Raw genomic sequence first — 12,756 nt, 5'->3', positions numbered from 1 at the left:
CGTGAGTGAGCTGCGGTTCGTCCGCATGGGGTTCGGTGCCGAGGCGGTCGAGTACCAGGTGGCGTGGGACGAACAGCGCCGGGTGCACGCGGCGCGGTTCGCGGACGAGGTACCCGACACCGTGCTGCTGCTGGAGCATCCGCCGGTCTACACGGCGGGCCGGCGTACGGCCGACAGCGAGCGGCCCCTCGACGGCACACCCGTCGTCGACGTGGACCGCGGCGGCAAGATCACCTGGCACGGTCCGGGTCAGATCGTGGGCTACCCGATCCAGAAGCTGCCGCGTCCGGTGGACGTGGTGGCCCATGTGCGGCGCCTTGAGGACGCCCTGATCCGTACGTGCGCGGAGTTCGGCCTGGAGACCACCCGGGTCGAGGGCCGCAGCGGTGTGTGGGTGCTCGGCGACCCGGTGGACCAGCGGCCGGCCCTCGGCGGACTCTCCCTGGACTTCGACCCGCGGCTGCACGACGAGGAGTTCGACCCGCGCCTCAACGGGCCCGAGTACGCGCCCTCCAACGCCGGGCAGCGGCGCGAGGACCGCAAGATCGCCGCGATCGGCATCCGGGTGGCCAAGGGCGTCACGATGCACGGCTTCTCGTTCAACGTGAACCCCGACAACTCCTGGTTCGACCGGATCATCCCCTGCGGGATCCGCGACGCGGGCGTCACGTCCCTGGCCGCCGAGCTGGACCGTGACCTGACGATCCCGGGTGTGCTGCCGGTCGTGGAGCGGCACCTGCGGGAGGTGCTGGAGAACGCGGAACCGAAACCGCGCGAGGTGGAGCGGGCGGCGGTGTAGCCCGTCCGGGGGCGGACAAACCCAGCACCCCCGGACGCGCCGGACGGGAATGCCACCCGAAAGCCGAAGGTTGCCCACCCCGGAGGCCGACAACCGTACGGGCGTACCCTGGTGTACGCCGAAGAATCAAAGCTACAGGGAGCCGATGTGTCCGCAGTCTCACCCGACGGACGCAAGATGCTGCGCCTGGAGGTCCGGAACAGCCAGACCCCCATCGAGCGCAAGCCCGAGTGGATCAAGACCCGGGCGAAAATGGGTCCCGAGTACACGAAGATGCAGAACCTCGTGAAGAGCGAGGGCCTGCACACGGTCTGCCAGGAAGCCGGCTGCCCCAACATCTACGAGTGCTGGGAGGACCGCGAGGCGACCTTCCTCATCGGCGGCGACCAGTGCACCCGTCGCTGCGACTTCTGCCAGATCGACACGGGCAAGCCCGAGGCGCTCGACCGTGACGAGCCGCGCCGCGTCGGCGAGTCCGTGGTCACCATGGACCTCAACTACGCCACGATCACCGGCGTCGCCCGCGACGACCTCCCCGACGGCGGCGCCTGGCTGTACGCCGAGACCGTCCGGCAGATTCACCAGCAGACCGCCGGCCGGGCGGACGGACACACCAAGGTCGAACTCCTCGCCCCGGACTTCAACGCCGTCCCGGAGCTGCTGGAGGAGGTCTTCGCCTCCCGCCCCGAGGTCTTCGCGCACAACGTCGAGACCGTGCCGCGGATCTTCAAGCGGATCCGCCCCGGCTTCCGGTACGAGCGCTCGCTCAAGGTCATCACCGCGGCCCGCGACTACGGCCTGGTCACCAAGTCGAACCTGATCCTCGGCATGGGCGAGACCCGCGAGGAGGTCAGCGACGCACTCCGGCAGCTGCACGACGCCGGCTGCGAGCTCGTCACCATCACGCAGTACCTGCGCCCGAGCGTCCGCCACCACCCCGTGGAGCGCTGGGTCAAGCCGCACGAGTTCGTGGAGCTGAAGGAGGAGGCCGAGCAGATCGGTTTCTCCGGCGTGATGTCCGGCCCGCTGGTGCGTTCCTCGTACCGGGCCGGCCGGCTGTACCGGATGGCGGTCGAGCGGCGGGGGACGTACGTGGCGTCCCAGGCCGTCTGACCCGACGTACGGGCGCACGGCGCCAGTGATGGCACCGCGTGCCACTTCCCGGGTGTGAATCTGCGCACAAGCGGCTACTGTCGAGTAGTGGCCAATACGACGCGGTCCTGACCGTCCCCGCAGACAGGGGGCGTCATCAGGGCCGCGTCAAGGTTTAAGGGCCGCAGAACAAGGCTTCATTGGCGTTTGACCGGCCGGTCACGCACTGGTAACACCATTCAGTGACCCTGGTTTCACACCACGTAGAGCCCTGACCAGAGCCGCCATCCCTGAGAGGGGACCTCCAGCATGCAGGCCGCACCCGTCCGCGCCATCGCGATCCCGTCGTTCACCAATGCACTCCGTGCCGTCGAGGCGCTGCTCATGAGCGGCGGCCAGCGCACCGCCCGCCGTAACGCCTGGACCTCCGTCCTGGAGGACCGCCGTCGCGCCAAGGACCGGGTCGAGGCCCAGCGGGTCCTGGAAGAGGCCGTCACCGCCCAGCGGCTCTGACCTCCACCGCACCACGTCCCGCTCCCCGTCGGCACCGCCGTCGTCCTCGCCTGGCGGGCCACGTAGACTTCGTGGCATGGCGAGGAAGGAAACCGCAGCGGACGCTGCGAACCCCGGGCGGCTCAAGCAGATCGCCCTGACTTACAAGATGACCCGCAAGGCCGACAAGAAGATCGGTCTTGTACTCGCGGCTGTCGGAATCGTCACCTTCGGTGTCTTCCTCGCGATCGGTTTCTTGATCGGTCACCCCATCTATCTCGGTATTCTCGGCTTCCTGCTCGCCTTCCTCGCGACGGCGATCGTCTTCGGGCGGCGGGCCGAGCGGGCCGCGTTCGGTCAGATGGAGGGGCAGCCGGGTGCCGCGGCCGCGGTGCTCGACAACGTCGGTAGGGGGTGGACGACCACTCCGGCGGTGGCGATGAACCGCAGCCAGGACGTGGTGCACCGTTCCGTCGGCAAGGCCGGCATCGTGCTGGTCGCCGAGGGCAACCCGAACCGGGTGAAGAGCCTGCTGGCCGCCGAGAAGAAGAAGATGACCCGGATCGTGGCGGACGTGCCCGTGCACGATCTGATCGTGGGCACCGGCGATGACCAGATCCCGCTGAAGAAGCTCCGGACGACGATGCTGAAGCTGCCGCGTGTTCTGAGCGGGCCCCAGGTGACCGCCACGAATGACCGTCTGCGGGCGATGGGGGACCTGATGAGCAACATGCCGTTGCCGAAGGGGCCCATGCCGAAGGGGATGAAGATGCCGCGGGGTGGTCCGAAGCTTCGGTAAAAGCTCCGGTGACGTTGTCGGCCGCCGGGCTTGTGCCGGCTTGAGCGGGCTTGAGTGACTTCGGGGCCCGGGGACCGAAAGGTTTCCCGGGCCCCTTGCGTTTGTCCGCGCCCCTTGCGTTTGTCTGCGTTTGTCGGGGCGCCGGGCACGCGCCCGGCGCGCTCAGATGCGGAGCTCCACCGTGCGCGCCAGGCGGTCGTGCAGGCCCCGGCCGTCGCGGTCCCAGACGAGGGGCGGGATGGCGAGGCAGAGAAGGAGCGAGCGGAGAACGGCCCGGAGGGGGTTCACCGTGCCGGTGTCCTGGGTCACCACGCGGATGCCGAAGAGACGCTTGCCTGGGGTGAAGCCGACCGTGCCGACCGTCAGGACATGGAGCAGGAAGAAGATCAGCAGCGCCCAGTTGCTGGTCGCCTGGCCGTAGCCGTCGGTGATCAAGCTGTATGCGATCAGGACGCACAGAGCCCAGTCGACGGCGAGGGCTCCGAGCCGTCGGCCGGGACGTGCGATCGAGCCGGAGCCGGACTCCGGCAGGCCCAGCTGCTCGCCGGGGTATCCGAAGTCGACGCCCGCGTCCTCAGCGGCCGCGCGGGGGCCGGAGAGCCACGATCCGAGTGCTTGCCTCTTGTCCACCCGACCACCGTACTTCCCCCGTACGAGGATCCTCACAGGTGGGGTGGGCGGGGGCCGGTCCGGTTAACTTGAACGAAACAAATGGGTCACACCCGAGTAATCACCCGTCCCTAGTGTCGAGGTCAGCGTGTGCCACCGCACTGGCCGCACGAACGAACTACCACCCCGGCACGGACGGTCGGGAGTAGGAGGAGCTGGATGTTCCAGAACGCCGACGAGGCCAAGAAGTTCATCGCGGACGAGGACGTCAAGTTCATCGACGTCCGTTTCTGCGACCTGCCTGGTGTGATGCAGCACTTCACGGTGCCGGCAGAGGCCTTCGACCCGGCCGAGGAGCTCGCGTTCGACGGCTCCTCGATCCGTGGCTTCCAGGCCATCCACGAGTCCGACATGGCGCTCCGCGCCGACCTGTCCACCGCGCGCGTCGACCCGTTCCGCCGCGACAAGACGGTCAACATCAACTTCTTCATCCACGACCCGATCACGGGCGAGCAGTACTCCCGTGACCCCCGCAACGTGGCGAAGAAGGCCGAGGCGTACCTCGCGTCGACCGGTATCGCCGACACCGCGTACTTCGGCCCCGAGGCCGAGTTCTACGTCTTCGACTCGGCCCGCTTCGAGACGAAGGCCAACGGTGCCTTCTACGAGATCGACTCCGAGGCCGGTGCCTGGAACACGGGTGCCGTGGAGAACAACCGCGGTTACAAGGTCCGCTACAAGGGCGGTTACTTCCCGGTCCCGCCGGTCGACCACTTCGCCGACCTGCGCGCCGAGATCTCCCTGGCGCTGAACGAGGCCGGTCTGCAGGTCGAGCGCCAGCACCACGAGGTGGGCACCGCCGGCCAGGCCGAGATCAACTACAAGTTCAACACGCTGCTCGCCGCCGCCGACGACCTCCAGCTCTTCAAGTACATCGTGAAGAACGTGGCGTGGAAGAACGGCAAGACGGCGACCTTCATGCCGAAGCCGATCTTCGGCGACAACGGCTCGGGCATGCACGTCCACCAGTCCCTGTGGACGGGCGGCTCCCCGCTGTTCTACGACGAGGCCGGTTACGCGGGTCTGTCGGACACCGCCCGCTACTACATCGGCGGCATCCTCAAGCACGCCCCGTCGCTGCTGGCCTTCACCAACCCGACGGTGAACTCGTACCACCGTCTGGTGCCGGGCTTCGAGGCGCCGGTCAACCTGGTGTACTCGCAGCGCAACCGCTCCGCCGCCATGCGTATCCCGATCACGGGGTCGAACCCGAAGGCCAAGCGCGTCGAGTTCCGCGCGCCCGACTCCTCCGGCAACCCGTACCTGGCCTTCTCGGCGCTGCTCCTCGCGGGTCTGGACGGCATCAAGAACAAGATCGAGCCGGCCGAGCCGATCGACAAGGACCTGTACGAGCTGGCTCCCGAGGAGCACGCGGGCGTTCCGCAGGTCCCGACCTCGCTTCCGGCCGTCCTCGACTCCCTTGAGGCCGACCACGAGTTCCTTCTCCAGGGCGACGTCTTCACCTCCGACCTGATCGAGACGTGGATCGACTACAAGCGCACGAACGAGATCGCTCCGCTGCAGCTTCGGCCGCACCCGCACGAGTTCGAGCTGTACTTCGACGTGTGACATAGCCCAGGTCAGAGCGGGTATCCGCTCCCCTGGGCCGTCTGTGGGCCGTCGGCCGTACTCTTCCCCCACTGGAAGGGCACGGCCGACGGCCTGTTTCGGGCCCGGCACCGCGGGCCGGTGTCGAGAGCTTCCGGCCGCGCCGCCGCTCAGGTCAGTGCAACGGCTTCGCCGGGGCCGTGCCCGCACCCGGTACGCCAAATGCAGCGTCGATGGCCTTGCGGGCACGGTCCTGGCTGTTCGGCATGAGGTGCGTGTACGTCCGGAGCGTGAATCCCGGGTCGGAGTGACCGAGGTACTCGGCCAGGGCCTTGATGTTCTCCCCCGAGTCCAGCAAGACCGACGCGTAGTAGTGCCGCAACGCGTGCGTACCGTGTTCACGCGACTGTGAGAACCGCTCCCCCGGGGCCCGTTCCGGAATGACGCCGGCGGCGATCAGGGCGGGCTTCCACAGGTACATGTTGAAGTAGTTCCTGTTCAGCGCCTTCCGTTCCCGCGAGTAGAACAGCAATTTCGCTGTCACAGGCGGGCCGTCCGGGGTCTTCCACGGCAGGGTGACGTCAATAGGGGGCCGACTGGTGATATGCGAGGCAAGCGCATCCGACACCACATCGGGCAGCGGCACGTCTCTCAGCTTGCCGCCCTTGGGCGGGGCGAACACCATCTGCGGTCCGATCGAGCTTAACCTGTCGCACGACGTGCACCACTCCCCCGACGAAGTCGACTTCATCGACGGCAAGTCCGAAGATCTCGCCCTGTCGTAGACCGCACCCGGCAGCGACGTCGACGGCCGTCGCGTACTGCCTCGGGAGTCCATCCCGGACGGCGACCACCCGGTCACGCGTCCACGGCTTGATCTTCCGCCGATCCAATTTGGGAGCCCGCACGGAGCCTGCACGGCAGGGGTTCCGAGCCAGAATGCCGTCGTCCACGGCGGCCCCGAACACGGCGGAGACGTTCGCGAAGACCGTCCGCTGATACGACGCTGCCATCCCGGAGTCTGCGAGGGCCCGTGCCCACGTGCGGATATGGGCCGGTTGGAACGCGCTCAGGGAGCGAGAACCGATGTAGGGGAAGGCATGCAGCCGGAACCTCGGCTCCATGTTCACGATGGTGGGAAGGGTCCGTGGTCTGGGATGCCAGCCACTGAGTGGCGAACTCCCTGAACGTCTCCTTGCCGGCGGACGGGTCGACGTACTGGCCACGGGTCATGTCAGCCGCGATCTGCGTCAGCCACGCTTCCGCGAGTCGCTTCTGTTTGTCCGGGAAGGACTTGCTGCGTTCGCTCCCGTCCGGGGCGACGTAGCGGGCCCGGTAGCGCAAGCCCGTCCCATATCGGTCGGTCTTCGCCCTGATCGTCTTGCCGTTGGATGCCGTCTCGGTCTTGTACCAACGGTCTTGGATATGGCCAGCCATACGGCGGCGGTCCTCTCGACATGCAGCAGGGAGAGCCGCCCGCGGCGGCTCTCCCTGCTGTCTTCTGGGTGGTCGGCTACGCGGCGCTCTGGCAAGCGCTCTTGCGCTGGCTGACGTAGGCGCGCACGTCGGCCGGGTCGTAGCGGAGGTGCTTGCCTATACGGAAGCCGGGCGGTCCGGTGCGCTTCCGGCGCCACTGGTAGACGGTTTCGAGCGGCACGCCGAACATGTCGGCGATGTCGTCGGGGGTGAGGTACCGGTCTGGGAGACCGCCGCGGAGGATCACGCGGGGGTCGCTCGCGACAACGGTCGGCACGTTGAGGCCTCCAGAGAAAGCGGAGCCTAATGGAGTTGGTTTCAGGGGGCTTTGCAGCCCGCGTCTGTCCGAGGCGCGGATTTCTGCGTCATCGCGTCACGCACGTCATTAGTGGTCCTGACCTGCGTCTATGTGGTGACGCAGGCGGTGCGGGGGGTGTCACAGGCCGGGGCGGGGCTCTGTCACGCGTGACACGGGTGACGCGTGATGACGCAGGTTTTGGCCGTCTGCGTCATCGCTGTAGCCGCTGGTCAGGGATCGGTTTCGTGTGGCTGGTGAGGTGACGCAGCGTCTCTCCTCTTAGGAAAAAGAAGGGGGTGGTTGCTGTAGTGGTGCGGCGCGGCTCAGGACGTGAAGAAGGAGCCGCTGCGCGGCACGACTTGCGCAACGGCGGCACGCCGCCGGAACAGCAAGAGGAGCACGCCCCGCGGCGGGGGTGCTCCTCTTGCTTGTTCGGTGCGCCGTCGGGTGGCGCGGTCAGAACGCCGCTTCCTGCTGGTTCTGGGGCGGGAGCGGGGGTCGGGTCATCTCGATGTAACGGGCGGAGCTGGTGCGGCCCCAGTCGATGAGGACAACGCGGGCGGCGAGGGTGGGCTGGAGACGCTTGAGCCGGTCGGAGAGGACTTTGCCGGTGGCGGGCCAGCCCTTGGGCAGGGGACGGCACTCCTCGCCGCCGTAGAGGCTGGTGCGACAGTGCAGCCACTCCGATGACGTCATGCGGACTTCCGCGCCCTCATCGAGGCCGGCGACGTGCTGGAGAACCGTCTGGGCGAGCAGGTCTCCTTCGATGACGTCGTCGTTGAGGTCGTCGAGGCTGGCCCGGTACGCGGCGAGCGCGCCGAAGCCGGTGGCCGTGTCGAGCTGCGCGCACAGGTGGGCGAAGTCGGCCATCCGCAGGTCGGTGGGGGTGTCCGCCTGGGCGGCCCGCACCTTCACGGTCAGGTCCAGCAGGGAGCCGAGAATGACCGGCAGGATCTCCGCGTACTCCGTCCACAGTTCCGCCTCGGTGCGCCGCACCCGGGGCCGCACGAGACGCAGCGGCAGGAGGCGTTCGGCGAGGTCGGGGCGGATGACGCCGACGTCGATTCCGGTCAGGAGCATGGGGCGCCGGTAGCGGGAGCGGACAACGTCGCCGTCGGTGAAGAGCGCGCGCTTGATGCTCTCGGCGCCGGTGACGATGCAGCACATGAGGTCGGACAGGTCCGGGGGCAGGTGGGAGAGGTTGTGCACTGGCGGCCCCGGAACCTCCCCGAAGCGCAAGGGCGGGATGAACCTGCGCACCGCCGTGACCAGGCTGCCGGCGCCCCCGGAGGACGGACGCCGTCCGCAGCCTGCTGCCCACCCCTGCCGCCCGTGACACGGCGCCGCGCGACCGGTGACGTGCTCCCACCGGCGGATGGCGGGCCCGTAGTCGGTGCCGTCGCTGGCCACCCATCGGTCATCGAGCCGCACGGCCTGGCCGGGCAGGTAGTACCACCCCCAAGGCGTCGGACGGACCGCACGGCGGCCCGAACCAACGCGAGCGGCCGGATGCTCGTGCGGATCATCGAAGGGATGAGCGGCACGGCGGTGATGTCCCCGAGGTTGGGCACCTGGCGGTGGTGCGCGGCGAACACGTCCGCCGCGTACGGGTCGTTCTCCGCGAACGCGGCGACCTGGCCGCCGATGCCCGCACGGATCGCGGTTTCGAGTCCGCCGTAGCCGGCGCGCAGGGCAACGATGGTCGACGGCCCGCCAAGGGCTCGCCGAATGTCAGTCGGATCGGACATGCTGAATGTCTCCAGTCCTGTTGAGGGTGCTGGTGGACAAAGAGCGGCCCCGGATTCATTGGCGTGAGGTCGGGGCCGCTCTTGGCGTGCTAGAGGGGGGGCGTTCGGCATACACCGGGATGTTCCGGCAGCCATCAGGAGGTTTTCGTGATCCCGCGCATCGACGTGAAGGTCGGCCCGTCGTTCCCGGAGGGCGTGCCCATGCGCATGCCTGAGGAGGACGAGATCAGCGAGGAGGGATACGGCTTCTTCCGAGGCGTGTGGGACATCAGCGGTGTCACCCACGAAGAGGCCCGCGCGATCGTGGAAGAAGAGCGGGACTTGGCTCACCTGGTGGACCAAGTCAGCACGACACCCGCGGAGTTCGAAGCCGTCGCCAGGGCGGTGGAGAGAGGCGATCCCGACTCCCTGCCGGACGGCTTCGCGGACCGCCACCCCGACAGCGAGATCCTGGAAATCGTCGGAGACGGCGACCGTGAGGAAGGCGTCCTGGACGGCCTGGAAATCGGGGTGGCGGGGCTGTCCTTCGCCCTCTCCTCCATCGGGTGCTTTCCAGCGGCAAGCTGCCGAAGCCATACCTCGGGGCATGCGTGGTCCGATCGGCCGGTCGTCTACTTCGCGGCCGAACGCCTCACCGTCCACTGGCTGACACCCATGGTCCGCGACAGCGGCTGCGGCTTCGGGAACGGCAGCAACCGCGGCGCCCTGCTGTTCGTGGAAGCGCCGTCCATCAGCAGTCTCATGGAACTGGCCACCCAGATCCTCAACACGGTCGAAAGGCAGTCGTACAACCGCTGATCGAGGTTCGAATTCGGCAACCGAACGTTGTGGAGCCGCCCTTGGCGTAGCTAGAAAGGGGCTTCTTCGCTGTATCCGGCGGGGCCCCACGAGCGGGCGATGCGGTGGGGCAGCCAGCGTGGGCGGTGCGGCAGGGGCAGGAGCAGCCAGCGGCGCTGCTCGTTCCAGCAGGGGCAGGGCTCCCAGTCGGTACCGGCGTACTCGCCGTTGCAGTCGCCGTAGTCGTGCCCGATGCCGCCGTCTCCCCAACACGTGAGGCAGTCGGGGTCGGGGGTGTCGGTCAGGACCAGCGCGTAGCGCGGCCACCGGGTGAACTGGATACGCAGGCGGGGCAGCGTCATGCGGATTCCTTCCGGTCGGCTGCGAGAGTGGTCTGCGTCGTGCCGTCGGGGTGGTGGTCGGCGGTGAGGTAGAGGCGGGTGCGCATGCCGTCGCGGGTCGGGTACGTCCGGGGCGTACCGGTCCGAAAGGCGGCGGTAAGGGTCTGGCTGACACGGTCGGCGTCGTCGTCACCGCAGATGACGCGGATCTCGAACACGGCTGTCCTGCCTACGGGTTGGGGAGGGCTTGGACGATGGCGGCGGCCATGTCGTTGATGGGTCCGGCGGCGCCGGTGGAGGCGAGGAAGAACCCGAACATGACGGCGATGAACGCGGCGCCGGCGCTGAGGCTGTTGCTCCGCAGCAGGAAGAACAGGACGAGTCCGAAGAGCAGGACGAGGGAGACGGTCACGGCCATTGGGAGAACCCCCGGTCGTTGAGGCGGCGAGGGTGGGGGCGGCGGGTGCCGGCGTGGTGGACGGCACGGCCGGTGTTGAGCAGCCGCCGTCCGGCGCGCAGCCGGTAGCGGCGGCCGTGGCAGCGGCGGCAGAGCTTGACCGTGCGGCGGCCGGTCTGCCGGATACCGGTCCCGGAGCACTTCCGGCACGGCGCGAACGGCCGGACGAAGCACAACACTGCGTAACCGGCGAGGGCGAGTAGGAGGGCACAGCTAGCGAGAGCCACGGGGGCTCACATCCCTTCCAAGGGCGGTTTCGGGGTGTTTTCGCAGATGGGCCGCTAGACGCTAGTTAGCTGATCAGCGGAGGTGCGGGCTGCTAGTACGGGTGCTAGACCTAGCGGCCGGGGCTGCTAGGTCTAGCACCGGTGCTGGGGTCAGGCGGCGGCCCGATCGGCGTTACGGCGCGTAATCGCGGCGGTGATGTCAGCGCGCTTGATGCCGCGCCGGTTGGCGCCCTCGCCGTCGTCGGTAGTGCCCCAGACCTGCCCCGGCTTGATGCCCCAGGGCTTGAGGGCGGCGGTGACGTTCTCGCCCTGCCATCCCGCGTAGGTCTCGGGGCGGGCGGCGGCGAGGCGGGCGGCGATCCGCTCGCACCACACGGCTTTCTCGTCGTCGGCGATGACGTCGAGGGTATCGGAGCCCGTGCCGGTGCTCTCCGGGCCCTTGCCGATGGCGTGGCCGGTGACGTTGCCGTACTGCTCGCGCACGGTGCGGGCGCGGGCGACGATGTGTTCGGCGGCGACGGCGTCCACGAACGCGGATGCGACGATGCGGGGGTCGTCGCCCTCGCCGGCCATCCAGCAGATGCCCCGGTCGGAGCGGGAGAACATGGTGGCCCGGTAGCCGGACTTGTACATCGAGGTTCCCAGCACCATGTCGTTGGCGGGCTGGCCCATGACCTTCAGGCAGAACCGCAGGACGGCGTTGGCGCTGATGCCGGTGGGCAGGGACTTCGCGTCGGGGCGCTGGGTGCCGAACATGGCCACGATGCCCAGGGCGGGGCCGCGTTTGACCAGGTCGGTGCAGATGGCTTCGATCTCCTTGCCGTGCTCCTCGTGCTCGAAGGGCACCTGGCACTCGTCGAAGCCGACCACGATCGGGTGCAGCCCGAGGCTCTTGTCCCCGGCGAGTTCGGGGGTGACCTTGGACTCCGGGCAGCGCGAGCGGGGCAGGGACTTGATGACCTTCGCCCGCCGGCGCAGTTCTTCCTTCAGTTCCCGCAGGGCCTGGACGACGTAGAGGATGTCGTCGTCCTCCTCGCCGGCGCGGTAGCGGTGGCACACCGGCTCCAGCGCGCCGAAGTCACCGGTGCACTTGAAGTCGAACGCGTGCAGTTCGGCCCGCGGGTCCAGGGCAGCGATGAGCAGAAGCAGCCGCATCAGGAACGTCTTGCCCATGCGCGGGATCGAGCCGACCACGACCGACGCGAACACGAGCGTCACCGAGACGTCGCGCATGCGCTGGTCGTTGCCGAACACCACCGGCCGGAACAAGTCGACCGTGCCCGACTTCGCGAGCGGCCACGCGGGCTTGGTCGTCTCATTCATAGGCTTGTCGCCCACCCACAGCACCAGCCGTCCTTCGTGCTGCTCGGGGTCGGGGGCGGGCCAGACGCAGCCGGTCTTGCGGCGCAGCCCCGAGGCGAGCTGCTTGCGGGCCTTCAAGTTCCTGAGCGGTCTGCAAGAGCGCCGGGAGAGCCGCGATGACGCTGCCGAGCCGCCCGCCCTGGTAGTCGTTCCATGCTTGCTCCACGCGCATGGACACGGGGGCCGGCGTCGGAAGCTGCGCATCGGCCTCGGGGCCGAAGAGCAATCGCGACAGCCGCCGCGGGCTCATGAGCGCGTCACGAACGGCCGGGACGTCGTCCTGCTGCCGCTCATCCTCCATGAGCACGGTCTGACCGAGCAGGTCCCCGAGAGGCACCCGCAGAATGCGCGACAGCTCGGCGAGCATGTCGATACGCGGCGGCTTCCGGCGCCCCGTTTCGATCTTCGCCAACCAATCGGTACTTCGGCCGACCAGGCCAGCCAAGACCTCTTGCGTGTAGCCGCGACGCTTGCGGTAGAACGCGATCCGCTCGCCGATGCTGAGGTGATCTCCGAGACCACGCATTGCGTGCTGCCTCCTACTGTTCGTGAGGGGCCGGTTTCACGGTACAGAGCCGGTGGTGGGGCGGGTAGTCGGCGTCGGTACCCACCACTCCCCGTCTGAGGATGAGCGAGCGGACATGCAGAGACCCGGACGAAGTGTCCGGGTC

13 protein-coding genes and 4 pseudogenes are annotated in these 12,756 nt (G+C 68.4%); 7 read left to right on the top strand and 10 right to left on the bottom strand.

Features of this window, described 5'->3' with window-relative positions:
* Position 1 precedes the first annotated feature (1 nt).
* The 4 genes from lipB to E0500_RS31965 all read left to right on the top strand — a co-directional run bounded on the left by lipB (position 2) and on the right by E0500_RS31965 (position 3,182).
* Complete coding sequence (gene lipB, locus E0500_RS31980; protein ID WP_131567928.1) at positions 2 to 799, top strand: lipoyl(octanoyl) transferase LipB; 798 nt, start codon at positions 2 to 4, stop codon at positions 797 to 799.
* Positions 800 to 946: 147 nt separating this feature from the next.
* Complete coding sequence (gene lipA, locus E0500_RS31975; protein WP_131567930.1) at positions 947 to 1,912, top strand: lipoyl synthase; 966 nt, start codon at positions 947 to 949, stop codon at positions 1,910 to 1,912.
* A 288-nt stretch (positions 1,913 to 2,200) separates the two neighbouring features.
* Positions 2,201 to 2,404, top strand: coding sequence for a hypothetical protein (locus tag E0500_RS31970; protein WP_131567932.1), 204 nt, complete (start codon positions 2,201 to 2,203; stop codon positions 2,402 to 2,404).
* Between the two features lie 76 nt (positions 2,405 to 2,480).
* Entirely contained in the window at positions 2,481 to 3,182 is a 702-nt protein-coding gene (locus E0500_RS31965) for a DUF4191 domain-containing protein (RefSeq protein WP_131567934.1), read from the top strand.
* Positions 3,183 to 3,344: 162 nt separating this feature from the next.
* Here E0500_RS31965 and E0500_RS31960 read toward each other — a convergent pair whose 3' ends face one another.
* Positions 3,345 to 3,812, bottom strand: a complete 468-nt coding sequence (locus E0500_RS31960) for an RDD family protein (RefSeq protein ID WP_131567937.1) — start codon at positions 3,810 to 3,812, stop codon at positions 3,345 to 3,347.
* A 198-nt stretch (positions 3,813 to 4,010) separates the two neighbouring features.
* Between E0500_RS31960 and glnA the strand changes: the two genes are divergently transcribed.
* Entirely contained in the window at positions 4,011 to 5,420 is a 1,410-nt protein-coding gene (gene glnA / locus E0500_RS31955; RefSeq protein ID WP_131567939.1) for a type I glutamate--ammonia ligase, read from the top strand.
* Between the two features lie 154 nt (positions 5,421 to 5,574).
* On the opposite strand, the pseudogene E0500_RS31950 reads toward glnA, so the two are convergent.
* The 3 genes and pseudogenes from E0500_RS31950 to E0500_RS31940 form a co-directional block, all read right to left on the bottom strand.
* A pseudogene (locus tag E0500_RS31950) lies at positions 5,575 to 6,836 on the bottom strand (tyrosine-type recombinase/integrase).
* A gap of 76 nt (positions 6,837 to 6,912) precedes the next feature.
* Positions 6,913 to 7,152, bottom strand: a complete 240-nt coding sequence (locus E0500_RS31945; protein ID WP_131567942.1) for a helix-turn-helix domain-containing protein — start codon at positions 7,150 to 7,152, stop codon at positions 6,913 to 6,915.
* Positions 7,153 to 7,629: 477 nt separating this feature from the next.
* Positions 7,630 to 8,379: pseudogene (locus E0500_RS31940) on the bottom strand (ATP-binding protein); the annotation flags it as partial.
* Between the two features lie 327 nt (positions 8,380 to 8,706).
* Here E0500_RS31940 and E0500_RS44480 point away from each other — a divergent pair.
* Positions 8,707 to 8,853 carry a hypothetical protein gene (locus E0500_RS44480; protein WP_258573693.1) on the top strand — a complete coding sequence of 49 codons (147 nt, stop codon included), beginning with the start codon at positions 8,707 to 8,709 and terminating at the stop codon, positions 8,851 to 8,853.
* A gap of 215 nt (positions 8,854 to 9,068) precedes the next feature.
* Complete coding sequence (locus E0500_RS31930) at positions 9,069 to 9,719, top strand: hypothetical protein (protein ID WP_131567944.1); 651 nt, start codon at positions 9,069 to 9,071, stop codon at positions 9,717 to 9,719.
* A gap of 50 nt (positions 9,720 to 9,769) precedes the next feature.
* On the opposite strand, the gene E0500_RS31925 is transcribed toward E0500_RS31930, so the two are convergent.
* The 6 genes and pseudogenes from E0500_RS31925 to E0500_RS44475 all read right to left on the bottom strand — a co-directional run.
* Positions 9,770 to 10,060 (bottom strand): hypothetical protein, encoded by a 291-nt coding sequence (locus E0500_RS31925; RefSeq protein WP_399120389.1) that lies wholly within the window; start codon positions 10,058 to 10,060, stop codon positions 9,770 to 9,772.
* Positions 10,057 to 10,257 (bottom strand): hypothetical protein, encoded by a 201-nt coding sequence (locus tag E0500_RS31920; protein WP_131567946.1) that lies wholly within the window; start codon positions 10,255 to 10,257, stop codon positions 10,057 to 10,059. The genes E0500_RS31925 and E0500_RS31920 overlap by 4 nt, the downstream gene beginning before the upstream one ends.
* An 11-nt stretch (positions 10,258 to 10,268) precedes the next feature.
* On the bottom strand, positions 10,269 to 10,457 hold the full coding sequence (locus tag E0500_RS31915) for a hypothetical protein (RefSeq protein ID WP_131567948.1): 189 nt from the start codon (positions 10,455 to 10,457) through the stop codon (positions 10,269 to 10,271).
* A complete protein-coding gene (locus tag E0500_RS31910; RefSeq protein WP_131567950.1) occupies positions 10,448 to 10,723 on the bottom strand; it encodes a hypothetical protein in 276 nt (91 codons plus the stop codon). The genes E0500_RS31915 and E0500_RS31910 overlap by 10 nt, the downstream gene beginning before the upstream one ends.
* 150 nt (positions 10,724 to 10,873) lie before the next feature.
* Positions 10,874 to 12,163, bottom strand: a pseudogene (locus E0500_RS31905) (cell division protein FtsK); the annotation flags it as partial.
* Positions 12,164 to 12,464: 301 nt separating this feature from the next.
* Positions 12,465 to 12,611 (bottom strand): annotated as a pseudogene (locus E0500_RS44475) (helix-turn-helix domain-containing protein); the annotation flags it as partial.
* Positions 12,612 to 12,756 lie beyond the last annotated feature (145 nt).

Source organism: Streptomyces sp. KM273126 (assembly GCF_004337435.2).
GTDB classification, from domain to species: Bacteria; Actinomycetota; Actinomycetes; order Streptomycetales; family Streptomycetaceae; genus Streptomyces; species Streptomyces acidicola.
Note: the sequence above shows the minus strand (reverse complement) of the source record. Positions and strands in the feature narration are given on the sequence as shown.

Bases quoted from the DNA above. Each gene is read 5' to 3' on its own strand.
- E0500_RS31965 (WP_131567934.1), top strand. From the start codon at position 2,481: ATGGCGAGGAAGGAAACCGCAGCGGACGCTGCGAACCCCGGGCGGCTC.
- E0500_RS31925 (WP_399120389.1), bottom strand. From the start codon at position 10,060: ATGACGCTGCCCCGCCTGCGTATCCAGTTCACCCGGTGGCCGCGCTAC.
- glnA (WP_131567939.1), top strand. From the start codon at position 4,011: ATGTTCCAGAACGCCGACGAGGCCAAGAAGTTCATCGCGGACGAGGAC.
- E0500_RS31970 (WP_131567932.1), top strand. From the start codon at position 2,201: ATGCAGGCCGCACCCGTCCGCGCCATCGCGATCCCGTCGTTCACCAAT.
- E0500_RS44480 (WP_258573693.1), top strand. From the start codon at position 8,707: ATGAGCGGCACGGCGGTGATGTCCCCGAGGTTGGGCACCTGGCGGTGG.
- E0500_RS31915 (WP_131567948.1), bottom strand. From the start codon at position 10,457: ATGGCCGTGACCGTCTCCCTCGTCCTGCTCTTCGGACTCGTCCTGTTC.